26 protein-coding genes and 2 tRNA genes are annotated in these 23,319 nt (G+C 55.2%); 16 read left to right on the forward strand and 12 right to left on the reverse strand.

Annotated elements, in window-relative coordinates:
- Window positions 1-228: 228 nt before the first annotated feature.
- The 8 genes from ACW55A_RS05380 (at window position 229) to ACW55A_RS05415 (ending at window position 6,301) form a co-directional block, all read left to right on the forward strand.
- Window positions 229-1,305: an NAD(P)-dependent alcohol dehydrogenase gene (locus tag ACW55A_RS05380; protein WP_498810696.1), complete on the forward strand. Its 1,077-nt coding sequence runs from the start codon at window positions 229-231 to the stop codon at window positions 1,303-1,305.
- A gap of 304 nt (window positions 1,306-1,609) precedes the next feature.
- Window positions 1,610-2,008: an NUDIX hydrolase gene (locus ACW55A_RS05385; protein WP_003369317.1), complete on the forward strand. Its 399-nt coding sequence runs from the start codon at window positions 1,610-1,612 to the stop codon at window positions 2,006-2,008.
- Between the two features lie 89 nt (window positions 2,009-2,097).
- Window positions 2,098-3,159, forward strand: a complete 1,062-nt coding sequence (locus ACW55A_RS05390) for an SDR family oxidoreductase (protein WP_003434169.1) — start codon at window positions 2,098-2,100, stop codon at window positions 3,157-3,159.
- 256 nt (window positions 3,160-3,415) lie between these two features.
- Complete coding sequence (locus ACW55A_RS05395; protein WP_498810695.1) at window positions 3,416-4,372, forward strand: tyrosine-type recombinase/integrase; 957 nt, start codon at window positions 3,416-3,418, stop codon at window positions 4,370-4,372.
- Window positions 4,373-4,960: 588 nt separating this feature from the next.
- The gene (locus ACW55A_RS05400) at window positions 4,961-5,230 is read left to right on the forward strand and encodes a hypothetical protein (RefSeq protein WP_080267605.1); all 270 of its coding nucleotides are present in this window, start codon (window positions 4,961-4,963) and stop codon (window positions 5,228-5,230) included.
- Between the two features lie 29 nt (window positions 5,231-5,259).
- Complete coding sequence (locus ACW55A_RS05405; protein WP_498810694.1) at window positions 5,260-5,688, forward strand: hypothetical protein; 429 nt, start codon at window positions 5,260-5,262, stop codon at window positions 5,686-5,688.
- On the forward strand, window positions 5,685-5,954 hold the full coding sequence (locus tag ACW55A_RS05410; protein WP_498810693.1) for a hypothetical protein: 270 nt from the start codon (window positions 5,685-5,687) through the stop codon (window positions 5,952-5,954). The genes ACW55A_RS05405 and ACW55A_RS05410 overlap by 4 nt, the downstream gene beginning before the upstream one ends.
- A gap of 116 nt (window positions 5,955-6,070) precedes the next feature.
- On the forward strand, window positions 6,071-6,301 hold the full coding sequence (locus ACW55A_RS05415) for a hypothetical protein (protein ID WP_099259000.1): 231 nt from the start codon (window positions 6,071-6,073) through the stop codon (window positions 6,299-6,301).
- A 1,325-nt stretch (window positions 6,302-7,626) separates the two neighbouring features.
- Here the strand turns inward: ACW55A_RS05415 and ACW55A_RS05420 are convergent.
- Window positions 7,627-7,827 carry a hypothetical protein gene (locus ACW55A_RS05420; protein ID WP_498810692.1) on the reverse strand — a complete coding sequence of 67 codons (201 nt, stop codon included), beginning with the start codon at window positions 7,825-7,827 and terminating at the stop codon, window positions 7,627-7,629.
- Window positions 7,828-7,883: 56 nt separating this feature from the next.
- Here ACW55A_RS05420 and ACW55A_RS05425 point away from each other — a divergent pair, with 56 nt between their 5' ends.
- Entirely contained in the window at window positions 7,884-8,234 is a 351-nt protein-coding gene (locus ACW55A_RS05425; RefSeq protein WP_261795080.1) for a hypothetical protein, read from the forward strand.
- A gap of 57 nt (window positions 8,235-8,291) precedes the next feature.
- On the opposite strand, the gene ACW55A_RS05430 is transcribed toward ACW55A_RS05425, so the two are convergent.
- From ACW55A_RS05430 to ACW55A_RS05440, 3 genes are all read right to left on the reverse strand, one after another.
- Window positions 8,292-8,534 carry a hypothetical protein gene (locus tag ACW55A_RS05430; RefSeq protein WP_498810691.1) on the reverse strand — a complete coding sequence of 81 codons (243 nt, stop codon included), beginning with the start codon at window positions 8,532-8,534 and terminating at the stop codon, window positions 8,292-8,294.
- A gap of 909 nt (window positions 8,535-9,443) precedes the next feature.
- Window positions 9,444-9,520 (reverse strand) — tRNA-Val (locus tag ACW55A_RS05435).
- 660 nt (window positions 9,521-10,180) lie between these two features.
- Window positions 10,181-10,257 (reverse strand) — tRNA-Val (locus ACW55A_RS05440).
- A gap of 182 nt (window positions 10,258-10,439) precedes the next feature.
- Between ACW55A_RS05440 and ACW55A_RS05445 the strand changes: the two genes are divergently transcribed.
- A complete protein-coding gene (locus tag ACW55A_RS05445; RefSeq protein ID WP_003369311.1) occupies window positions 10,440-11,723 on the forward strand; it encodes an NAD(P)/FAD-dependent oxidoreductase in 1,284 nt (427 codons plus the stop codon).
- 59 nt (window positions 11,724-11,782) lie between these two features.
- On the opposite strand, the gene ACW55A_RS05450 is transcribed toward ACW55A_RS05445, so the two are convergent.
- On the reverse strand, window positions 11,783-12,478 hold the full coding sequence (locus tag ACW55A_RS05450; protein ID WP_003434171.1) for a hypothetical protein: 696 nt from the start codon (window positions 12,476-12,478) through the stop codon (window positions 11,783-11,785).
- Window positions 12,479-12,698: 220 nt separating this feature from the next.
- Between ACW55A_RS05450 and ACW55A_RS05455 the strand changes: the two genes are divergently transcribed.
- Window positions 12,699-12,881 (forward strand): hypothetical protein, encoded by a 183-nt coding sequence (locus ACW55A_RS05455; RefSeq protein WP_044309624.1) that lies wholly within the window; start codon window positions 12,699-12,701, stop codon window positions 12,879-12,881.
- Window positions 12,882-13,001: 120 nt separating this feature from the next.
- On the opposite strand, the gene ACW55A_RS05460 is transcribed toward ACW55A_RS05455, so the two are convergent.
- Both ACW55A_RS05460 and ACW55A_RS05465 read right to left on the reverse strand, forming a co-directional pair.
- The gene (locus ACW55A_RS05460; protein WP_498810690.1) at window positions 13,002-13,748 is read right to left on the reverse strand and encodes a TerC family protein; all 747 of its coding nucleotides are present in this window, start codon (window positions 13,746-13,748) and stop codon (window positions 13,002-13,004) included.
- A 46-nt stretch (window positions 13,749-13,794) separates the two neighbouring features.
- On the reverse strand, window positions 13,795-14,037 hold the full coding sequence (locus tag ACW55A_RS05465; protein ID WP_455809009.1) for a hypothetical protein: 243 nt from the start codon (window positions 14,035-14,037) through the stop codon (window positions 13,795-13,797).
- Between the two features lie 131 nt (window positions 14,038-14,168).
- On the opposite strand from ACW55A_RS05465, the gene nhaR reads away from it, so the two are divergent.
- Complete coding sequence (gene nhaR, locus ACW55A_RS05470) at window positions 14,169-15,071, forward strand: transcriptional activator NhaR (protein WP_003369301.1); 903 nt, start codon at window positions 14,169-14,171, stop codon at window positions 15,069-15,071.
- Here nhaR and ACW55A_RS05475 read toward each other — a convergent pair.
- Both ACW55A_RS05475 and ACW55A_RS05480 read right to left on the reverse strand, forming a co-directional pair.
- Window positions 15,068-16,222 carry an MFS transporter gene (locus ACW55A_RS05475; RefSeq protein ID WP_003434173.1) on the reverse strand — a complete coding sequence of 385 codons (1,155 nt, stop codon included), beginning with the start codon at window positions 16,220-16,222 and terminating at the stop codon, window positions 15,068-15,070. The two genes, nhaR and ACW55A_RS05475, sit on opposite strands and share 4 nt — an antisense overlap.
- Before the next feature lie 432 nt (window positions 16,223-16,654).
- Window positions 16,655-17,164: a DUF1993 domain-containing protein gene (locus ACW55A_RS05480; RefSeq protein ID WP_003369297.1), complete on the reverse strand. Its 510-nt coding sequence runs from the start codon at window positions 17,162-17,164 to the stop codon at window positions 16,655-16,657.
- A 154-nt stretch (window positions 17,165-17,318) separates the two neighbouring features.
- Here ACW55A_RS05480 and ACW55A_RS05485 point away from each other — a divergent pair, with 154 nt between their 5' ends.
- Window positions 17,319-17,993, forward strand: a complete 675-nt coding sequence (locus tag ACW55A_RS05485; RefSeq protein WP_003369295.1) for a YceH family protein — start codon at window positions 17,319-17,321, stop codon at window positions 17,991-17,993.
- A 22-nt stretch (window positions 17,994-18,015) separates the two neighbouring features.
- On the opposite strand, the gene ACW55A_RS05490 is transcribed toward ACW55A_RS05485, so the two are convergent.
- Window positions 18,016-18,831, reverse strand: coding sequence for a shikimate 5-dehydrogenase (locus ACW55A_RS05490; protein ID WP_455809010.1), 816 nt, complete (start codon window positions 18,829-18,831; stop codon window positions 18,016-18,018).
- 211 nt (window positions 18,832-19,042) lie between these two features.
- Here ACW55A_RS05490 and ACW55A_RS05495 point away from each other — a divergent pair, with 211 nt between their 5' ends.
- Window positions 19,043-19,399 (forward strand): hypothetical protein, encoded by a 357-nt coding sequence (locus ACW55A_RS05495; protein WP_003410180.1) that lies wholly within the window; start codon window positions 19,043-19,045, stop codon window positions 19,397-19,399.
- 172 nt (window positions 19,400-19,571) lie between these two features.
- On the forward strand, window positions 19,572-19,754 hold the full coding sequence (locus tag ACW55A_RS05500; RefSeq protein WP_003434175.1) for a hypothetical protein: 183 nt from the start codon (window positions 19,572-19,574) through the stop codon (window positions 19,752-19,754).
- A 96-nt stretch (window positions 19,755-19,850) separates the two neighbouring features.
- Here the strand turns inward: ACW55A_RS05500 and ACW55A_RS05505 are convergent, their stop codons facing one another.
- A complete protein-coding gene (locus tag ACW55A_RS05505) occupies window positions 19,851-20,411 on the reverse strand; it encodes a hypothetical protein (RefSeq protein ID WP_498810689.1) in 561 nt (186 codons plus the stop codon).
- Between the two features lie 262 nt (window positions 20,412-20,673).
- Here ACW55A_RS05505 and pbpG point away from each other — a divergent pair, with 262 nt between their 5' ends.
- Window positions 20,674-21,615, forward strand: coding sequence for a D-alanyl-D-alanine endopeptidase (pbpG, locus tag ACW55A_RS05510; protein ID WP_080053470.1), 942 nt, complete (start codon window positions 20,674-20,676; stop codon window positions 21,613-21,615).
- A gap of 71 nt (window positions 21,616-21,686) precedes the next feature.
- On the opposite strand, the gene ACW55A_RS05515 is transcribed toward pbpG, so the two are convergent.
- Complete coding sequence (locus ACW55A_RS05515) at window positions 21,687-23,117, reverse strand: NAD-dependent succinate-semialdehyde dehydrogenase (RefSeq protein ID WP_498810688.1); 1,431 nt, start codon at window positions 23,115-23,117, stop codon at window positions 21,687-21,689.
- Window positions 23,118-23,319 lie beyond the last annotated feature (202 nt).

A 23,319-nucleotide genomic window follows, 5' to 3' on the forward strand; every position in this document is an offset into this window, starting at 1 on the left:
GCCGACGGCGGTCATCCTTAAAATAATGACCAGAGATTACAAGCGTGTCAGGCATTGTTGCAAAGTTCATACCTTTTTGGCAGACCCTTGTATTCCCCTATGACGCTTGTGTGACGCAGGGCACTACACGGCTCCCTCATGTGTCAGATTCAGGTGCATTGCCGTGCAGCAAGGCTCGGCTATGCTGTCGTACGGCGTTACATTTATTCAATTGAACAGGTGACAGTAATGGTCAAGACGTACAGCTACGCAGCGCAATCTGCCCAAGACATACTCAAACCCCATCAATTCGAACGTCGCTCGCCCGGCGCTGACGATGTTCAGATCGACATCCTTTACTGCGGCGTGTGCCACTCGGACCTGCACACTGCGCGCAATGAGTGGCACAACACACTCTATCCTTCTGTTCCGGGTCACGAAATCGTCGGCCGGGTCACGGCGGTCGGCTCCGACGTCAAGCAATTCAAGGTCGGCGACCTGGCTGGCGTCGGCTGCATGGTCGACAGCTGCCAGCAATGTACATCGTGCGCCGAGGGTGACGAGCAATATTGCGAGAGCGGCTTCACCGGCACCTACAATGGCCCGGTATTTGGCGGCGAGAACACATTCGGCGGCTACTCCGACAAGATCGTGGTCAAGGAAAAGTTCGTCTTGCGCATCTCTCATGATGCCAACCTGGCCGCCGTAGCGCCGCTGTTGTGCGCGGGTATCACCACCTATTCCCCCTTGCGCCACTGGAAGGTCGGCCCGGGCAAGAAAGTCGGCATTGTCGGGCTTGGCGGTCTCGGCCACATGGGCGTCAAGATTGCCCACGCCATGGGCGCACATGTTGTGCTGTTCACGACCTCCCCCAACAAGCGAGAAGATGGCTTGCGCCTGGGCGCCGACGAAGTAGTCGTATCCAAAGACGCGGCACAGATGGCCGCTCAGGCCAACAGCCTGGACTTTATCCTCAACACGGTCGCAGCGCCGCATGATCTGGACGCCTTTCTGTCTCTTCTCAAGCGCGACGGCACCATGACACTGGTCGGCGCGCCGGCAGAACCGCATCCGTCACCAGCGGTGTTCAACCTGATCTTCAAACGTCGCAGCCTGGCTGGCTCATTGATCGGAGGCATTCAGGAAACCCAGGAAATGCTGGATTTCTGCGCCGAGCACGGCATCGTTTCCGACATCGAAATGATCAACATGCAGGACATCAACGAGGCTTATGAGCGGATGCTCAAGGGCGACGTCAAGTATCGCTTTGTCATCGACATGGACAGCCTCAAGCAGGAAGCGGCTGCCGACTCGAACGATGCCTGACGTGCAGCCAACAGCCAGGGAAGGCTGAGCGCACGGACATGCCGTACGTCGCCCCCGGTGAACCGAACGCGGCTAACCACCCACTGACGTCCATACTCTAATGCAGCAAACGGGTTGCAGACCTCGGCAACCCGCCTGCTGTGCGACTCGTTCTGTCTGTTTCACGCCAAGACCTGAGCGGCGCACCCGCCAAAATGAACTATTTATTACATTTTGGTGACTACTACTGACTGTCTTTGAGTCTCAAGTTCACGCAGTCCTTGCAGATACTCATGTCAACGGACGTTTAACAGGTGAACGGATTATGAAACAACGCGCGACAGTCATCTGCAAACGTGACGGCCAGGTCCTTTACGTGCGCAAACCGAAATCCCGCTGGGCATTGCCCGGCGGCAGGATTGAAGCGGGTGAAACGCCCTTCCAGGCCGCAGTGCGTGAACTGTGCGAGGAAACCGGGCTTGCTGACCTTGATCTTCTGTACCTCGATGTGTACGAGAAAGATCAAGTGGCCCACTACGTTTTTACCGCTCAGGTTCCAGCCTCCAGCGAGCCATCGCCGCAGAACGAAATTGCCGCCTGCAAATGGCTTGCGCCGCAGAAACTTGACGACCTGAAAGCCAGCAGTGCGACCAAAACCATCGTCAAGTCATATGCCAACGAGTCCGAAGACGTTTCCGGTGCACGGAGCCACGTGACGGGGTAATCGGGACAATCGGGTTGAACGGTATGGCCTGATTCTGTTCTGAGACAGCAGACGGTTCATTACTTTCTTCCCCGTCTCAGGAGACCCCTATGACTCAGACCGCCCTGGTTGTTGGCGCAAGTGGCATTGTCGGCAGCGCAATCACGCAGTTGTTACTGGAAAACGATTGGCAGGTTGCCGCCCTCTCCCGTAGCCCGTCAGCGCGGCCCGGCGTGATCCCGGTTGCTGCAGACCTGCAGAACCCGGAGTCCGTACGTGTGGCTCTGGCTGATTTAAAGCCCACCCACGTTTTCATCACGACATGGTCGCGTCAGGCCACTGAAGCAGAAAACATCCGAGTCAATGCCGCGATGGTGCGTAACGTGCTGGACGCTGTGCGGCCCGCTGGCAGTGTCAAGCATGTCGCGCTGGTGACCGGCCTCAAGCATTACCTCGGCCCGTTTGAAGCGTATGGCAAAGGCACCCTGCCGCAAACGCCGTTCAGGGAATCGCAGGCGCGCCTCGATATCGAGAACTTTTACTACGCCCAGGAAGACGAAGTCTTCGCTGCCGCAGAGAAGGATGGCTTTACCTGGAGCGTCCATCGTCCGCACACCGTGACCGGTGTCGCCGTCGGCAACGCGATGAACATGGCGACGACTCTGGCCGTTTACGCCTCGATCTGTAAAGCCACGGGCCGACCTTTCGTGTTCCCGGGCTCACGTGTGCAGTGGGACAGCCTGACCGACATGACCGATGCGCGGCAGCTGGCCCGCCAGCAACTGTGGGCCGCGACCACACCTGCAGCGGCCAATCAGGCGTTCAACATCACCAACGGCGATGTGTTCCGCTGGAGCTGGATGTGGGGACAGATCGCCGAATACTTCGGCTTGCAGCCAGCCGATTTCCCGAGCGAGCCAGCCCCGCTGGAAACGCAGATGGCCAACGATCAAGCAATCTGGGATGACATTGTTCGCGAGCATCAGCTCAAGGAAAGTGACATCAACCGCCTGATTTCGCCATGGCACAGCGATGCCGATCTCGGCCGTCCGATTGAAGTAGTCACTGACATGTCGAAGAGCCGCAAACTGGGCTTCACGGCATTTCAGGCCAGTGACGATGCGTTCTTCGACGTGTTTGAAAAGCTGCGTCGTGACCGCCTGATTCCCTGAAGCAGCTCACGCTCTCGTGCCAATACTCGCATTGGCACGAGAGCTGGCACTTTCTACGGGTAACGCAAGCACAACAAAAAAGGGCCAACCTTTCGGTTGACCCTTTTTTTACCGCCCAGCAGAGCGGATTTTGTTTGGTAGGCGCGATTGGACTCGAACCAACGACCCCCACCATGTCAAGGAGAGGAGCAATACCCCCTAGCCCATACAGGCTATGGCCTTGAGAGAACGCCCATTCACATCATGAGGCGTCAACATGGCTAACATCCGCTCCCTACCATCAGGCAACTGGAACGCTCAGGTCAGATTAAAAGGGAAACCCCCTCAGTCGAAGACATTTTCTACACAGGCTGAGGCTCAGGCATGGGCTGACAAGCTTGAGGCTGTCATCAAAGACCATAAGCACCACACCATCTTCACATTGGGCATGACCTACTGTGACTCCCACCTCAAGGGCAAGGGTTCCTACACCCATGCTGTCCAGATAGTTGAGCAACTAGCTCACGCCTTCCCTCAGTCAATTCATGACATAACCCCTAAGCTCGTAAACGATTTCAAACTGATGCGCTTACAGACCGTCAAGGCAGCCACATGCAGACACCAACTAGCGTTCCTCTCTCGGTTCTTCAAGTACGCTAAACGTGGCTTGCTGATAGACATACCTAACCCTGTCTGTGATATCACCCTACCTAAGCCTGACAAGTCCAGCGACAAGGTGGTGACTGCTGGTGAGCTACGTCTAATCCTCAATGAGCTATCACCCACAATGGCACTGATAGCAGAGCTTGCATATGAAACAGCCATGCGTCGTTCTGAGATACTGAAGCTGACAGTTAACTGCCTGCATTTGGGACAGAGGATTGTGGACGTAGTAGATGGCAAGAATGGTACACGCTCAGTGCCCCTGACCTTACGTGCGATAGAGCTACTGAAAGAGGCTCAGAGACTCGCCATAGCACAACGCATACAAAGAGGCAGACTGTTCTCAGTAGCGCCTCACAGCGTCTCTCAGGCCATCAGGAGAGCTAGGACAGCAGCTAACCTTGATAGTAATGTCAGACTACACCAGCTCAGGCATACAAGAATAACCAATGTAGCTAAGAGAGGGTTTAACAACGCTCAGATAATGATTGTGTCGGGACACAGGGACACTAGGTCTGTCGCCAGATACTCTCACCTGAATGCTAAGGACGTCTTACACCTGATTGACTGAGGCCCTACAAGCTCGCTGGTGAGGCGTTAGAGTAAAACCCTCATCAGTTGCAGGCTTCACTTATAGCGCGCCTTACAGAGCCTTACAGGAGGCGTAGAGACACCCACAGCATACCAATCAAGCAAACTAATTAGCCCCCTTTGAAAAATAGTTTGAGGACTTTTGCCTGAAATTTAGGTATAGGTATATGTGAGTGAGATAAATATCTCAATTTAGTTTGAGGGGAATTCCCTAAAATCGGGGTATAGTATTATATAGACTGTGAGTACACCCCAGCAAATAATGACTTTACGGCATGTGAAAATAGTTTGAGGACTTTTGCCTAAAAATCAGGTCTAGTATGCGTAGGAGAAGTTTTTCTCAATTTAGTTTGTCCGGTTTTCCCTAGAATCCAGGTATAGTATAATACAAGACAAAGTTTTCTCTTAGCGCCTCCCCTCTCATTAGCTCCACCCTCTAGCACCACCCCTCATCACTCGCCATTACGCGATGTAGGAACACAAGACTTCCTCCTAGATAATATCACGCCCAATCACGGTGGGGGATATAGGGGGTTGCCTTTACTAACTCACTTATAGGTAAGACTAAATGTCTATTACTTTAGAACAGATTGTTGCTCTGCAACACAATCAACTTAATACACTACCAAGAAAGATCATTTGGCTCATGGTTCGTAATCAGGCTGATGTCTTTGGTTGGTCTACTATCTCAAGCGCTGACTTCTGTATTGCTACAGGGCTCCCCAGACGCTCTGTAGAAGGCGTTCTAAAACATCTGGTAGCAACAGCAATGGTTGAGCGTAGAAAGACTGGCAAGGCCCATTCAGCTCGATATCAATATCGTATCATCACTCTCTAAGTAAACTCTCTCTATTAAGGAACACACACATGCGTACATACAAACACGAAGACCTTGTAGCATTGGCACAAGAAACAGGACGCTCCCTTGACGAAGTAAAACAGATTGCTCATAACTCAGGCTGGGTGCTAGAGCAGGAGGCACGCCCTCTCCGAGCCCTTGACAGTTCCAAGGATGCAGTAGCCACGATGAAAGAAGTTAAGCAAGCCACTCTTGAGCGTCTCTATAAGAATGATCCGCTGATCCGAGAGAGTCTGGATATGCAAGTGGCAGTACAGCAAGCACGCCTTGATCGAACCACCAATAAGCTTAGCAATAACCAGTATGATAGCGAAGGGAACTTCACTGGCGTAACGAGAAGCATCATAAGTGGGCCAGCAGCCACAGGCAAGAACCAAACTGATGCTATGAAAGCAATTAAGGCAAGTGTTTATAAGCGACTAGGGGTCCAAGAATGAACTACTATCTATCAGAAGGTGAGCGTCAGTATCAGGAACATCGTAAGGCCCAGCTCAAGGCCATGATTGAACAGGCAGAGTTAAGTAATAATAGCCTTGTAGGTGAAGTGAAGACTTACAAGGGCGTAAGCTATCAGATGCATCAGCGTGGAAGCTATGTCTGTGTAGGCCTTCCTAAGAATTCACCATTGGAAGGTACATTCACATCAGCCTTTGCCTTGCATAAGATCATTGATGACATGGAAGCACGCAAGCCAAGCAAATGAAGACAATCATTAGCTGGTTGGTTACAGCTTTCATCGTGTATACCACCTGCCTAACCCTCTTAACAATCACAAGAATAGCAGTGAGCTACATGGCTTGCCTTGCTTAGAGCGCTAACATGAATTCAGACGATGACTACATACACATCCCCGATGCAGAGTACAACAAGAAACACCTTACCCCACTCATCATACAGAGAGGACTTGCCAAACAGTTTGTGGCCGCTAGAGGAAGCCCCAAAGCAATCTATGCGCTTTCTTTAAAGTATCGAGTTTCCTCACAAGCAGTTGGATACATCTCCAACCTTTCGATTGAGCACATTGATCAAGCCAGAAAACGCTACTACTAATTAATACGTGATAGCAATAGTTAAACGACATCAAGAGAGACGACATCAGCAAGCCTCTGCAAGCGTCTCACAGCACTCTCACGTAAGGTATAGCCTTATCCCTAACGCCTCCTAAAAACGCTCTCAGGAGCTTACAGACAACAAGAAGAACACTCTTTATGCTAAGTCACCAACCTAGCGACATCAGAGATATTGTTACTCAACTACAAAGAACCATTCGTGTAGGTGATTATGTCTTAGACAAACTCAGCGGTGAAGTCTTAGGGGAGTACACCACTCATGCCATACCCGAGGTTCCTTATGATTATCCAACTGCTCGAAACTGCAACCTTCCATATAAGTCTGCTATCTGTCTCCTTACCCCTTGCGAGCAATCTCCTTATAAGCAGACTATAGGGACAACAGAAATCAAAGTTAAGAGAGGTCCTAAGCCTAAGACAATGTTCAACCCATATGCTAAGCACTTCAAGGTGGCAAACAGTGAGCACAATACTTGGCTTGATGATTACGTCTACGGCTCCTGTATGACAGCAGGAGGAGTTAGCAATGGCACAATGAATACTAGCCCTTCTCATGTTCTGAAAGCTTGTATGTTAGACATCGTCAGCACTGAAATAGTCATAGCCACTATCCACCTAGAAGGGCTTACACCCATGAGTCCCCAGCAAGCACGTAGAGTATGTCAATGCGCTAGGCATGCAATTAGCGGCATGAGCTTTTTCCTTGAGCGTAACCCTAGCATCAAAGGACTACTAGAGTTTGAAGTTAGCTTTGCTGAATCGTATCCCTCCCCACCTAGATTATAATACGCTCGGATATATGGGGAACACCATATTTTGCTACAGCTCAGCCCAATCCTATCAGTCGTCAACAGAACTATCAATACACTCGGATAGTAGAGGAGCTACCGCCTCTATGACTCACCACTAACGTACCAAGAGGTAACCACCTTGGTATTAATTACGGTCGGATAGTAGAGAGGAACTTTCTACCCCCCTCCTCACGAAAGACCTACCAGTCTTTGAACGTACCATCCAGAGACAAGGGGAGCTGCCCCCTCCCTAACATTTCTAAATACGCTCGGATATAGAGAGACATCGATATACTTGTCCCGCAGGGACGCTTAGTGATTACTCGTTGAAGATCAACCAAGGTATGATCTAGGAATTAATACGCTCGGATATATAAGGAACTTATAGATGCCGCTTGAATTGATCAACGTCAGAATTACTTTTTCCCAAAAACTCTTAAAGACCCCTTAAGAGAAATTGGCAAATTTCTAAGAACACCTTAACGTCAGCAAGCTGACAGGTGCTACTCCCTTCTCAGGACATTAAGTTAGATGCCATCCTTAGACCACCATCTATCGATGGATCTTTCTTAAAAGCAAAAGCAACGTCAGCATAGCTGACAAGAGCACGCATAAAAGAGAGAATCAAAAGCGGACTACTTACCAGCATGTATCGCTCTTGATCTTTCTTTATTGCGTATACCACTACGTGGCGTGCTCTTGCTTCTGCTGTCACGCAGTGACTCCTGCTGAAAGCCCACTACCACACTTACTTAAACCAAAGAGAACAATATGAATATTCAAGACGAACACAAGCAGCAATACGTAGAAGCCTACTCACACATTGAGCTAGCCAAGACACTTGGAGTTAGTCTAGCCCTGCTAGATAGCCATGCAGAAAACCAAGGATGGAAAGAAGAACATCGACTCTACTGGTTCGACAAGTCACTTGAGTCATTGAAGTATGCGCTTAACGAAGGAAGCATACCTGCTGTCAAGGAACTACTTAAGATTGCTGGCGTAACCAGACCAGTAGGTCGGCCAAAGAAACAAGACATTGAAGGCCATCTAGCTAAAGAAGCCAAAGTGACCGAGGAATGGGAAGCTGACTTCCGAAGACTGACCCTAGTGTCACCAAACTGAAAGAATTATTTATTAAAAGAGGTGGGGTGCATTGTACCTAAAGCTCTAGGACCACATTCACTTTTCTTTAACATACTTTCTGACGAGATACAGAGTGAGCATATACATAGCCACTTGCCTGATCAGGAACACCACAAAGAAAACAAGCAATGCACTCAACACCTTACCCTTGAATACTGCTATCGCAACACACGCAAAAAGGAAATTAATCAAAACCCAGTTACACAAAACCCCCACAGGATGATAGCCTGCTGTTGCTTTCATAACCAACTTCATACTCTTCCTGCGCTCATCATCCATAGCACTTCCTGCCCGACAGATTAGACATTTGCAACCAGCGAATGGCTCTTGTGAGTGTTCAACTCAGTTGCGTACTCCAACTCTATAGCTATCGATTCTCTATAATATAGGCCATTAAATTCGCCCTACCTGTTTCTATCAATACCTGCTGTCCATATCTATTCTCTAACCTCCTGAGACCTGGTAGCAAGTAATTGCAACAATCAACAGCAATCAATACTTTCGACACGCCCCCATCACGCAATATGCACAACCTCACCATGTGAGACCGGCAACCACCCTCTTCCATAGCGCTGTGGAATAGACGTCTGTTTACTCCGAGCAGGTCTGCTATCTCATCTCCGAATTTTCTCTCTCTCCATAGCAGCATCAGACTTTTGAGAAGATTTTGCACAGTACCTCCTACACCTCAGACAAGGGATGGCCTTGCGCCATACATACACCACGTCAATAATTTTTCATAGAAATTTCCGACCAGCAATGCATAAGAAAGGACAGCCCCTAACCCCCTGCCTACCCCTCTCGCCTTGATGGCCCCACGCACACAGAAATTGGCACTTGCCTTGAGCGTCAAGAAAATTCCACAGAGGGGTCGGGTAGCGTCCAGCCCACAGCAGGCACGTAGCTCAGTTGGTTAGAAGCTTGCCATTGTGAGGCCACGAACAATGAGCACCACCTTAACAAGAAGGTGATCAGGCTATACAGATCAGTAGGTTAGCTATGGTCGTTCACATTTACTCGTGTGAATGCCACTGTGAACGTTCGTGTGAACGATGATTTGAACGAGAACGGACGTTCCCATTGCAGTGTGTGAACGATGCCTATAGATTGTGAACGTTTTCTCAAGGCAACAAAAAAGGGAATCCTTTCGGATTCCCCTCTCGACCGCCCAGCAGAGCGGATTTTGTTTGGTAGGCGCGATTGGACTCGAACCAACGACCCCCACCATGTCAAGGTGGTGCTCTAACCAACTGAGCTACGTGCCTGCTGTGGGTCGGCATTCTACGGATATTCGATTGCCTGTCAAACGCTTTTTTGCAGTAACTCTCTGAATACGTGAATTTTTTAAGGCTCCTGCCAGTGATCACGCGACATCGGATTCCTTTCGCCTTACCGGCACGCTGATCGTGCGGCCTTCTTGTGTTCACCCACCTTTTGAAACCTTACCTAGCATATTTACCAGTATCACTCATCATCCAGCCCCAATAACGCTTGCTAGCGTCATAGGCGTCGACCTATGCATCACTCAGGAGAAAAAATCATGGACGATGACGTGGCCGCACTGGTGGTTGATAACGGGTCAGGCCCGGTTCAAAGCGACAATGAAAGCAACGCTGCCTCCGAAGACGGGCCCGCTATCACGAATCGCTATGCAAGGCTGAGAAGTGACGGAATCGTCATTATGATTCAAGACATCCTGGGCCCGCCCCCGACGCCGGACTGGAAACTATGCAAGGCAGATACAAAGCCAGCCAGAGACTCGCCGAGCGGGTCGGATTTGAGTACGAAGGCACGCTTAGACAGGATCGTATGAGTATTCAGGGAGGACTGCGCAACACGCGCGTTTACTCGATCATTGGCAAAACAAAAAAGGGCCAGCCTCTCGGCTGACCCTTTTGATACCGCCCAGCAGAGCGGATTTTGTCTGGTAGGCGCGATTGGACTCGAACCAACGACCCCCACCATGTCAAGGTGGTGCTCTAACCAACTGAGCTACGTGCCTGCTGTGGGTCGGCATTCTACGGATATGCGAATACCTGTCAATCTGTTTTTTTGCTAACCCTATGAAATACAGCGTTTTTTGCCAAACTACAGGCAACGACTCTTTTCGCCTGCTGCTGGCAGAGCTTTTATATCTCGGGTACGATTGCCGCCATCGTCAAGAATATTAAACGGAGTCTCAGGATGGCAAACACGCCCTACCCGCAGTCCTTCTATGCGGCTTCAGCCAATGCTGCCCCGGAACGTCCCGCGCTGCAGGGCGAAGTCGAAACTGACGTGTGTGTTATCGGAGCCGGTTACACAGGCTTGTCCAGCGCGCTGTTCCTGCTGGAAAACGGATTTCGGGTCACGGTGCTGGAAGCGGCCAAGGTCGGCTTCGGCGCATCAGGCCGTAATGGCGGGCAGATCGTCAACAGCTACAGCCGCGACATCGATGTCATCGAGCGAACCGTGGGGCCACGCCAGGCGCAGTTGCTCGGGCAGATGGCCTTCGAAGGCGCATCCATCATTCGCGATAGGGTTTCCCGTTACGGCATTCAGTGCGACCTGAAAGATGGTGGTGTATTCGCAGCGCTGACCAGCAAGCAACTGGCGCATCTCGAAGCCCAGCAGCGGCTCTGGGAGCGCTATGGGCACACCGGCCTCGAGTTGATGGACAAGCGCCGGATCAATGAAGTCGTGGCTTGTGATCAGTACATCGGCGGGTTGCTGGATATGACCGGTGGACATATTCATCCCCTCAACCTGGCGCTGGGTGAAGCGGCGGCCGTTGAAACACTGGGTGGCACGATCTACGAGCAATCAGCGGCCATTCGTATCGAGCGCGGGGCAAACCCTGTGGTGCATACGGCGCAAGGCAGGGTCCGGGCCAAGTTCATTATCGTGGCCGGCAATGCCTACCTGGGCAATCTGGTCCCGGAGCTGGCGGCCAAGTCGATGCCGTGCGGCACTCAGGTCATCACCACCGAGCCGTTGAGCGATGAACTGGCCAAGACACTTCTGCCGCAGGATTACTGCGTCGAAGACTGTAATTACCTGCTGGATTACTACCGCCTCAGCGCCGACAAGCGCCTGATCTTCGGCGGCGGCGTGGTGTACGGTGCCAGAGATCCTGCCAATATCGAAGCCATCATCCGGCCGAAAATGCTCAAGGCGTTCCCGCAGCTCAAGAACGTGAAGATCGACTACGCGTGGACCGGCAACTTCCTGCTGACCCTGTCTCGTCTTCCCCAGGTCGGACGACTGGGCGACAACATCTATTACTCGCAGGGCTGCAGCGGACACGGTGTGACCTACACCCACCTGGCCGGCAAGGTACTGGCCGAGGCGCTGCGCGGTCAGGCAGAGCGCTTCGATGCGTTCGCCGACCTGCCCCACTACCCGTTCCCCGGCGGACAGCTGCTGCGCACCCCGCTGACCGCGCTGGGCGCATGGTATTACAGCTTGCGTGACCGACTCGGTTTCTAGATTTGCTGAACGTAAAACGGCACCTTATCGGTGCCGTTTTTGTTCCTGCCGCGTTGATTTCATTTAACGCCGCGTGCCAGCGTTCTTTTCGCCTCGCCCGCCGCCTGCTCCTGTCCTGATGTCGATAACGCTTCAGCCGCCTGCAGCCAGCGCTGCGCATCGACATTGGCCGGCAACTGCCGGGGCGACTGAATCAGTACCGCCCAACTGCCCGCGTCCTTCCAGGCCGACGCGAAGCTGCTGAAACTCATTGAATAGCGACGATCCATGCCTGCGTTGAGCAGCACGGTCTCCTTGATGCGGTTATAGCCGATCAACACCGCATAACGCGGCCCTTTCCACAGCGCAGAGCCCTGGGCAAAACGCAGCATGACCGGATAACCCGCCGAGACCTGAGTCAGCAGGTCCTGTAATTGGCCATCAAGCGGGTAAACCATGAACCCGTATTCACGCGCGACTTTCTGCATGTTCTGTTCGAGCCGGTCCTCGGCGCCCGGCAGTTGCAGCGGCTTGTCGAGCAAACCGGGCGTTGTCTGCACCTGCTGGTTGGCCAGCATGCTAGCCAGCACCATCGGGCCGCTTTGATAGGCATTACCCCGAAAGAACGGAATCGACGTCAGCTCGACCCGGTCCGGAAGGCGTTTCATCTCCGGCGTAACCATCGACGAACAACCAGCAAGGCCCGTCAGCAAGGCCGCAATCAACCATGAACGCAGTGCACCGGCAGTACCGGTATTGAAAGAAACCGACAGCATGTTCACTCACTTCAACTGTTATCGGGCAACCCGCGACCCGACCTGAGCACCGATGATAGAGCCGACCGGGTTCCGGGTATAGCCGCGCGCGGCACCCCGGTCAGCGGAATGGCGAAAATAATTCATAGCCCGATGCCACTGGTCAATTAACCGAAACATGCCCCGTACTAGACTGTCAGTTATCAAGACCGCAACAAAAAGCAGGAATGTGGAGGCACTTATGAGCCTGGAATTGACAATCGTGATGCTGATCGCCTCGTGGCTTGCCGTTGCCAGTGCGATGCTGTGGGGGGTGATGCGCGTATCCCGTCGCCATCACCAGCCACGCAGTGTCGAGTCGCGCGTGGCAAAGCGGCCAGTCCTTGCAAAACATCTCAAGGCTCCCGCTGTAGCAGCCAACTGACTTACAAGGGCGTGAGCAGCGTTTAGCTGATCTGCCCTCATCAGCGTATTTGCCAGCAACTTGAACGCGAAAGGTCGACCCTGTTGCCAGGGCCGACCTTTTTTACAGTTTCGCCAGCTATCAGTGCGTGGACACCTGAGTAGCGGCTTTCTTGCGTCTTGCCCTGCGTACCAGCATGTTCAAGGCTTCAACGGCTGCCGAGAAGGCCATGGCCGCATAGATATAACCCTTTGGCACATGGGCGCCGAAACCTTCGGCGATCAGCGTCATACCGATCATGATCAGGAAGCCCAGGGCCAGCATGACCACCGTCGGGTTGTCGTTGATGAACTTGGCCAGCGGGTTGGCGGCGACAAGCATCACCACGACAGCAGAGATGACCGCGATGACCATGATCGGCAGGTGCTCGGTCATACCCACGGCAGTGATGATACTGTCGATGGAGAACACCAGGTCCAGCATCAGAATCTGCACGATAGCCGCGCTCATGCTCAGCGCCACCACCGAACCCAGGGCTTTCTCTTCCTCGGTCTTGACGTCCATGCTGTGGTGAATTTCCGTCGTTGCCTTCCAGACCAGGAACAGACCACCGGCAATCAGGATCATGTCTTTCCATGAGAACGCCTGACCAAATACCTCGAAGACCGGCTCTGTCAGCTGCACGATGTACGCAACGGTACTGAGCAGGCCCAGACGCATCACCAGCGCCATGCCGATACCCAGCTTGCGAGCCTTCTCGCGCTGATGTTCAGGCAGCTTGTTAGTGAGAATCGAGATGAAAATCAGGTTATCGATGCCCAGTACAACTTCCATCACCACCAGTGTTGCCAGCGCGATCCAGGCTGCCGGACTTGTTGCGAGTTCCAATAGGTATTCCATAGATCACTGCCCTGCCTGCGCCAATAGTTATAAGTCAGATTTCTTTATCAGACGTGTTTTCGGTTTCAGCCGAGTTTGGTGGTGGCTCCTGCAACGAAAGTTCCTGCCTGGCCTCGTCCAGTGCCTGGGTCGCGGCTTTATGGGTGTCATCGACCACCTGTTTTGCACTGTCGGCGGCGGCGTTCACCATCTGCTTGGTGGAAGACTCTAGCTGATCGCATCCCGCCACTACCAGCAGCGAACCGCTCAGTAATACAGCGTAAAGGGCTTTGTTCATGGGCTCCTCGGTCGGTGAAGCCGGGCGGCCTGTTCAGCCCGGCATTGGAGCGGATTCTAGACATCTTGAAACATAAGTAAAATTCGATTTTATAAGGCATATACTTCGGTTTTACCGAATCGGCAGAAAATATGCTCAATTACCGCCAACTTCACTACTTCTGGGTCGTGGCCAAGACCGGCAGCATCGTGCGCGCCTGTGAACAGTTGAATCTGACCGCGCAGACCGTCAGCGGGCAGATCAGTCTGCTGGAGGCGTCACTGGGGGTCGATCTGTTTCAGCGCGTCGGTCGGCAACTGGAAATGACCGAAGCAGGTCGCCTCGCCCTGCCCTACGCCGAACAAATGTTTCAGTTGGGCAATGACCTGGAAAACCTGCTGCGTTCGCAACCGGATGAACAGCAATTGCTGTTGCGCATTGGGGTGGCTGACGTCGTGCCCAAGTCGATTGTCTACCGCCTGATCGCCCCGACCATGACGCTGGAAGAGTCAATCCGCATCACCTGTCGCGAGGACAAGCTGGAACGACTGCTGGCAGACCTGGCCATTCAGCGTCTCGATCTGGTGATTTCCGATAGCCCCATGCCGCCGCACCTGGACATCAAGGGGTATAGCCAGAAGCTGGGCGAATGCGGGGTCAGTTTTTTCGCCACGCGTGAAATGGCGGAGCGTATCGGGACGGATTTTCCGCAGTGCATGCATGGCGCACCGCTGCTGATTCCAGGCCAGGAAACCGTGGTTCGAGGCCGACTGATGCGCTGGTTTGCCGAACAGAGCATTCAGCCGCGCATCATTGGCGAATTCGATGACAGCGCGCTGATGAAGGCGTTCGGCAAATCCGGCAGCGGCGTGTTCGTGGCGCCCAGCGTGATCGCCGACGAAGTGCAGAACCAGTATGGCGTACAAGTGGTTGGCCATACTGACGCGGTGACCGAATCGTTCTACGCCATTACCGTGGAGCGCAAGGTCAGGCACCCCGGCGTTGTCGCCATCGCCGAAAGTGCTCGGAACCAGCTGTTTACCGATGCAGGCTAAGCCGGGAGCGGCCCTGGATCACGCTTGATCAACAACAGCGCCAGCACAATCGCCAGCACAATGATGCCCGCAGCGGCAAAACCGACGTTGCCCAGCCCCAGGTGATCAATGACCCTGCCGCCGATCAACGCGCCGATGCCAATGCCAAGGTTGGCGCCGGCGATGTTCAGTGATGCCGCGAATGCAGGTGCTTGTGGCGCGGCCTTGATCAGCCGCACATGACTGACCAGAAACAAGGCCGCTTGGGTAATGCCCCAAACGGCAAGCGCGAGTGGCAAGGCCACCACCGAATGAATGCTCGGCACCACCGCGACCATGCCGACGACCATGAAAGCGCAGAACACCAGGCTGGCAATCAAAGGATGGCGGTCGACCATGCGCCCGCCCAGCGAGTTGCCCAGCAAGCCGACAGCGCCAAAGCCCATCAGACACCAGCCCACCAGAGCGCCGTCGAAACCGGCAAGACGCTCGAGCATGTCCGCCAGGTAGGTATAGGCCGTGAACATGCCGCTGAACACCAGCACCGAGAGCAGCACGTGCCCCTGCATCATCCGGCTGCGCAAGATGCCGAACTGTTCAAGGATCGAGACCGGGTTCGGCCGGGCAACCGTTTTCGGCAGATAGACCGTCAACAACAGTGCCTTGGCGAACGCCAGACCGGCCAGCACCAGAAAGGCCGTGCGCCAGCCGAACGCGTCGGAGATCAGGGTACCGATGGGGATGCCGAACACCGTGGCGCAAACGATGCCGAAACCGATCCTGGCAATCGCCCGCCCAGCAAACTGCGGACCGACAATGTCCACGGCGGTCTCGCTGGCCAGCGCCCAGAACACCGGCAAGCCCAACGCGGGAATCAGCCGGGCGATACCCATCACGGCGATATTGGGCGCCAGCGCCGCCAGCACATTTGCAAAGCCGAACAGTACCAGGATGCTGACAAACAGGCGCTTGCGCTCGAAGCGCGAAAAGTAGGCGGTCAGAAAGGGACCAAAGGCGGCGACGGTGAACGCGAACAACGTCACCAGCAGCCCGGCCTGCGAGACCGTGACATTCAGGTCGCGGGCAACGGCTGGCAAAAGGCCAACGATAACGAATTCTGTAGTCAGCACGGTGAACCCGGCGGCTGACAGCAGAAGGATGGGCAACAACATGAATACTCCAGAACAACATCAATACAGCCCGCTGCAACAGCGCGGCCTGCGGGAGGAAAATTAAAGCGGCTTGAAGATGAGTGTCACGCCAATGCTGCGCATTGGCGTGCATTTCGTGAGGCTCTGCGTCGAAACTTCTCAATCCGGCAAGGCAGTGACTAAACAGTGCATCCTTTACGACCCGAAGCTCACGCCAAAGCTCCGTGAAAGCGTAACGAACTGCACCCACACGCCGAGCACGCGTCGGTGTAAACCAGTCCGCTTTTGATTCTGGCCGAAGGCCGTGGGAGCGAGCTTGCTCGCGAAGAGGCCGGTACAGCCCCCAGGAAAGAGGGCGCTTGATGCATCGACTTCGTGAGCAATACGGATCGCCGCCCCGGTCACTCCCACACCCTTCGGGCAGAAGCCTGTAAGCCCTTTATTTCGGGCGTTTTAGAACTTGCCCATGAAATCACGCTTGCCGATTTCAACGCCGTTGTGGCGCAGCAGATCGTAGGCAGTCGTGACGTGAAAGAAAAACTGCGGCAAGGCGTAGCTGAGCAGATAGGCCTGACCGTTCAGGCGCTTTTCCTTTTCAGTGCCGGGACGCAGGACGATTTCGATGCCTTCCTTGCCGTCGACCTGATCAGGGGTGATGCTGCCGATGAAAGCGAGTGTCTTGGCAAGCAGAGCCTGCAACTCGGCAAAGGTGGTTTCGGTGTCATCGTATTGTGGGATCTCGACGCCTGCCAGGCGCGCGGAAGCACCCTTGGCAAAATCGACAGCGATCTGCACCTGACGGGTGAACGGCAGCATATCCGGGAACAGACGTGCCTGTAGCAGGGCTGGCGGCTGAATTTTCTTCTCGGTCGCGTAGGCTTCGGCTTTGGTCAGAACGTCGCTCAGCGCGTTGAGCATTTGCTGAAAGACAGGAATGGAAGCGGCGTACAGGGAAATAGACATGACATATCCTGATTGAGAAAGGCGCAATTATAGACCCACATGACGCCAAACGCCGTGACACTTTTCAGCGCCCCTGCAGATCCGTGCAGCAGACACTGGCAATAATGTCCGCCACGCCCTACGCTGATCCACCGCCATCACTCAGGGAAGCGCCATGTCCATCGAATCGTCCTCCACCGAATCCTCCCCGAATGCCGAGGCGTTACAACTCAACGGCGTTGAAGTGCGCATTCTGGGCTGCCTGATCGAGAAACAGGCGACCAACCCGGAAACCTATCCGCTGACCCTCAATGCACTGGTGATTGCCTGCAACCAGAAGACCAGTCGTGACCCGGTCATGAACCTCACCCAGGGTCAGGTCGGCCAGAGCCTGCGAGCCCTGGAAGGCCGCGGTCTGACGCGGCTGGTCATGGGCAGTCGCGCCGATCGCTGGGAACACAGGGTCGACAAGGGGCTCGAGCTGGTCCCGGCGCAGGTGATACTCACTGGCCTGTTGCTGCTGCGTGGGCCACAGACCGTCAACGAGCTGCTGACCCGCAGTAACCGCATGCACGACTTCGAGGACAGCGAGCAGGTCGTGCACCAGCTGGAACGTCTGATCGCCAGAGGTCTGGCGATGCTCGTGCCGCGCCAGTCGGGCCAGCGCGAAGACCGTTACATGCACCTGCTGGGCGACCCGGAATCCCTGCAGGAGCTGCTTGCCGCCCGCCAGCACGCACCGGAGCGACCTTCGGCAAGTCCGGCGGCCAACTCGCGTATCGATGAGCTGGAGGCACGGGTCGCGGCCCTTGAAGAACGACTGGCCAGACTGGAGCACGCCGAGGAGTAACGCGCCCTGCCCGACCTGCCGGCTAGCCGGCTCTGGCGAAGGCTGCCGCCTGCTGATACTGCTCGTCGGTCGGGCGCACCCCGGTATAGAGCACAAACTGCTCCAGTGCCTGGATCGCCGCCACTTCATCACCACTCACCACACGCTTGCCCAGGCGACGTGCAGCCTGGATCAGCGGCGTGTCGGCCGGGGTAGCCACCACATCGAAAACCGTTTCAGCGGCGTCGATGGCTTGCAGGTCAAACGACAGCTCGTCAGCTTGCGCGCCCTGCATCCCTAATGGAGTGACATTGACCAGCAAGGGTGGCCGCGCGCTGCCCAGCTCTGCTTGCCAGCGAAAGCCGCACGCCTCTGCGAGACGCTGGCCGGCCTGCTCGTTACGGGCCACGATCAGCCCCTCGGTGAAACCCGCATCACGCAGCGCGAACGCGACTGCCTTGGCCATTCCCCCGCTTCCACGCAGGGCAAACGCGCTGCGCGGCACCGCATGACTCTCCATCAGTTGAGCGACAGCGATGTAATCGGTGTTGAACGCCTTCAGATGCCCGTCGGTATTGACGATGGTATTGATCGACTGGATAGCGGCAGCCGAGGCGTCCAGTTCGTCGACCAGTTCGATGCAGGCCTCCTTGAAGGGCATCGAAACTGCGCTGCCACGAATCCCCAGCGAGCGTATGCCGGCCACGGCGGCGGCGAGGTCATTGGGGGCGAAAGTCTTGTAATAGAAGTTCAAGCCCAACTGCTGATAAAGATGATTATGGAAACGCACACCAAAGTTGCCGGGACGGGCGGCCATGGACATGCACAATAATGTCTCCCTGTTAGCAGTGACGGACATCGGGTGTTTCCTCCAGACGGTAATGGCTTGAATCTTCGATAGAAGCGTATGCTACGCACCAGCGAGCGCGAGGACATACGCGGCACACCTTACATAAAATTTACTCAGCACTTTCGCAGATTCTTACAATTTCGGTGTCATAGTGTTATCCCGTGGCAGTGCTTGAGAGTGATGCAGGCGCGCGACAACGGGTTGAGAGCGAGGAACAGTCATGATTCGTCAAATCCCCAAGATCGCCTTGTTTGTAGGTGCCCTGGCCCTTGCTGGCCAGGCGAATGCTGACCGTGGCTGGGGTGGCCCTGCCGTGGTAGGTGCTATCGTTGGCGCTGCCGTTGTCGGGGCGGCGGTATCTTCAGGTCGCGACAGAACGGTGTACGTCGAGCGCGAGCCGGTATACGTGCAACAGCAGCCGGTCTACTACGCGCCGCCACCGGTCTATTACCAGCCGGCCCCGGTCTATCAGGTTGTGGAGCGCTACCCACCGCCTCCACCGCCAGGCTACTACCACCGTTACGGGCCACCGCCAGGCCCCGGCTATTACTACGGTCCGCCACGCGGCCGCTGGTAACAGAACAAAAAACCCGCCTTTTAAGGCGGGTTTTTCGTTGCTGTGCTCACATAATTGGCTGCCAATGCAATGCGCCAAACCCTCGTTGTTATCAATGACCACTATTGAGAGCGTCGATTTCTGACTTGCCCGCCTGCCCTCTACAGTAGCGCCATGGATTGAGGAGGCACTTATGGCCAAGGTACACATCATGTCCGTCGTCGGTAGCGCAGTTCCAGCCCCGCTCAGAGAGCGCGGCCTGTTGGCCTGCTGGTACCTGATTCAGGATGGCGAACCCGTCAGCGGCCCGCTCGCGTCATTGCCTGTTGCAGAGGCCCTGTCGCGGCAACTGCAGTGTCAGCCCCTCAACAGCTGACTTCTTCTGCAAACCTCGTGCGTTGCTCCGCACATCCCTTGCCCGCCTCTTCGATGGCGGGCTTTTTTTTGCCATGGAAAAAGCCGGTGACCAGACTCAGCCGCGCTCGGCCATGGCCGCGTTGACCTGACAGCGATGGGCCAGTTTCTGCAGGCGTTTCTCCAGCGCCATGAACACCACACGATCGGTACGGCCACTGTCGAGCTCATCGATGAGGTCATTGGCGACCTGACGCAATTCGTAAGCCAGTACTACGCGGTCATCATTGAGGTCCTGTTTATGCGACTCGAACAGGCGATGCAGGTAATCCTGCAAGGTGTATTTCAGGCTATGCCGGTCACTGGCGCGCAGATGGGTCAGGTTGAGGCTGATACGGCCCTGCAGTTCGCTCAGCTCGCCGCACAGGTACTGCATGCGCCGCGCGTAAACCACTTCTCGGTCACGTATCTGCCTGTGCGCCAGTTCCGCTTCCTGCTTGCGCTGGATGGCCGGTACTGCCACAGCGGCCATCAGCCCGACGATCAGACCGATCGCCTGCATCCAGCCGGCCCAGTCACTCGGACGTGAGGTAAAGCCGACAACCAGCAGCAGAATGACGATCAATGAAGCGATGATCACCAGTACTGCGTAATCCTTGCTGACAAACCCCTTGAGCATTGCATGACTCCTGAATCGGTGACCTGAATGGCATGGAATGCTAATCGGTGCGGGCCTTGCGCACCACGAATATTCAATTGAGATGTGGTTTTTGGCAGGTTCCAGAGCAGAAAGCGACTTAACAGCAACTTAATGAATGACCGATTGCGTCATTTATTGCGCAAACGCCCACCCCGGCCCATCGACATGCAGCAAAGTCTGCTCATAAAATGCAGCGTTTTGACGCGATCCCTTCCATTTACCACCTTTTATCGAGTGAGCCTTGCTCTTGAAAATCCGTCTGTCTCTTTTGGGCCTATTATTTGTACTTACCGGCCCGGTGCTTTCTACCCCTACGCTGGCAAATGAACCCGCCGTTCTGAACCGTGATCCTTCCAACCTGCACCTCGCCTCGGGCAGCGCAATGGTCATCGACCTGCAGACCGACAAGGTGCTGTATTCCAGCAACCCGGATGTGATCGTGCCGATTGCCTCGGTCACCAAGCTGATGACCGCGATGGTCGTGCTGGATGCCAAGCAGCCGATGGACGAAGTCATTCCGGTGAACATTTCCCAGACACCGGAAATGAAAGGCGTCTTCTCCCGAGTCAAGCTCGGCAGTGAAATGAACCGTCGGGACATGTTGCTGATCACCCTGATGTCCTCGGAAAACCGCGCGGCGGCCAGCCTGGCGCACAGCTATCCGGGCGGCTATCCGGCGTTCATTCTGGCGATGAACGCCAAGGCCAAGGCGCTGGGCATGAAGCACACGGCCTACGTCGAACCCACCGGCCTGTCGGTGTACAACGTGTCGACCGCGCGCGACCTCACCAAGCTGGTGATGGCGGCGCGCAAATACCCGCTGCTCAGTGAACTGAGCACCACCGAGCAGAAGACCGTGACCTTCCGCAAACCGACCTACACCCTCGGTTTCAGCAACACAGATCATCTGGTGCGCAAGGATAACTGGGACATCAAGCTGACCAAGACCGGCTTTACCAACCAGGCCGGTCACTGCCTGGTGCTGCTGACCAGCATGGCCAACCGCCCGGTTTCAGTGGTGATTCTCGATGCGTTCGGCAAGTACACGCACTTTGCCGACGCCAGCCGCATACGCAAGTGGATGGAAACCGGTCAGAGCGGCCCAGCGCCCGAAGTGGCCCTGCAGTACAAGAAGGAAAAGAATCTGGTCATGAGACAGACCGGTATTCAAGCCAGAGACTGAGTCACGCTGGCAACGAAAAACGGTCGCGATGCTTGCACATCGCGACCGTTTTTTATTTCCCCGAGCGGCACTCAGTTGTATTGAGTGACCAGCTTGGTATTCAGGTAGGCCTCAATGGCCTCGGTGCCGCCTTCAGAACCGTAACCGGAATCCTTGATCCCGCCGAACGGTACTTCCGGCAAGCCGATGCCCTGATGATTGATCGACAGCATCCCCGCTTCGATAAAGGTACTCAGCGCTTGCGCAGTCTTCATCGACGTGGTGAAGGCATAGGATGCCAGCCCGAACGGCACGCGGTTTGACTCGGCAATCGCCTCCTCTAGCGTGTCGAAAGGCACCAGCAACGCGACAGGGCCGAAAGGCTCCTCATTCATGATGCGCATCTGCGGCTTCAGGCCACTCAACACGGTCGGCTCGAAGAAATAGCCCGCCCTCTCGACAGCCTTGCCACCGGCAGACAGCGTCGCGCCACCACGCACCGCGTCATCGATCAGATCGACCAGCGCAGGAATACGTCGATCATTGGCCACAGGACCCATGGTGGTGCCCGCCTCCAGACCGTTACCCACCTTGATTTCGCGAGTCAGGCCAACGAATTTCTCGGTGAACGCGTCGAGTACCTTGCGCTGCACCAGAATCCTGGTCGGCGACACGCAGACCTGCCCGGCGTTACGGAACTTGGCGGTGGCCAGCACGCGAGCGGCGAGGTCGATATCCGCATCATCGAACACCAGCGCCGGTGCATGACCACCCAGTTCCATGGTTGCCCGCTTCATGTGCTTGCCAGCCAATGCGGCCAGTTGCTTGCCGACCGGCGTAGAGCCAGTGAACGTGACCTTGCGAATGACCGGATGCGGGATCAGGTAGCCGGAAATTTCTGCCGGATCACCGTAGACCAGGCCAATGACGCCAGCCGGCACACCGGCATCGGCGAAAGCGCGAATCAGCTCGGCAGGCGACGCTGGCGTTTCTTCCGGGGCCTTGACGATGATCGAGCAGCCCGCAGCCAGTGCCGAGGACAACTTGCGCACCACCTGGTTGATCGGGAAATTCCAGGGAGTGAACGCAGCGACCGGTCCGACCGGCTCCTTGATGACTTTCTGTTCGATGGACAAGCCCCGCGACGGCACAAGACGACCATAACTGCGACGCCCTTCTTCGGCCAGCCAGTCGATGATGTCAGCCGCCGACAGGGTTTCCATGCGCGCTTCGGCCAAGGGCTTGCCTTGCTCCTGCGTCATGATTCGGGCGATGCTGTCTGCACGCTCGCGAATCAGGTTCGCCGCTTTCTGCATCAGCTTGTAGCGATCATAAGCTGAGGTGGCACGCCAGGTGGCAAAGCCACGCTCGGCCGCCGCCAGAGCTTCGTCAAGGTCGGCGATAGCGGCATGCGCCACAGTGCCCAGCGCCACGCCCGTCGCCGGGTTGATGACTGACAACGTGCGATTGTCGCGGCTTGCGCGCCATTGACCATCGATATAAAGCTGTACGTCTGGATACATGAACAATTTCTCCATAAGTCGCTGAAAGGAACGGTGTGACCGACTGATCAGACTCGCTGATCAGCACCGGCCATCGGCAAAAATGCCAAGCGCTACGGCTCGTCGATTTTGCGACGCGTCATGACGCGCGTCGACAAGCTCACAAAACGTTTGAAGCCGGCGGTCTCATAGGCCTGCGCTATGCTGCACTTACGACGATACT

Source organism: Plantibacter cousiniae (nom. nud.) (genome assembly GCF_977070315.1).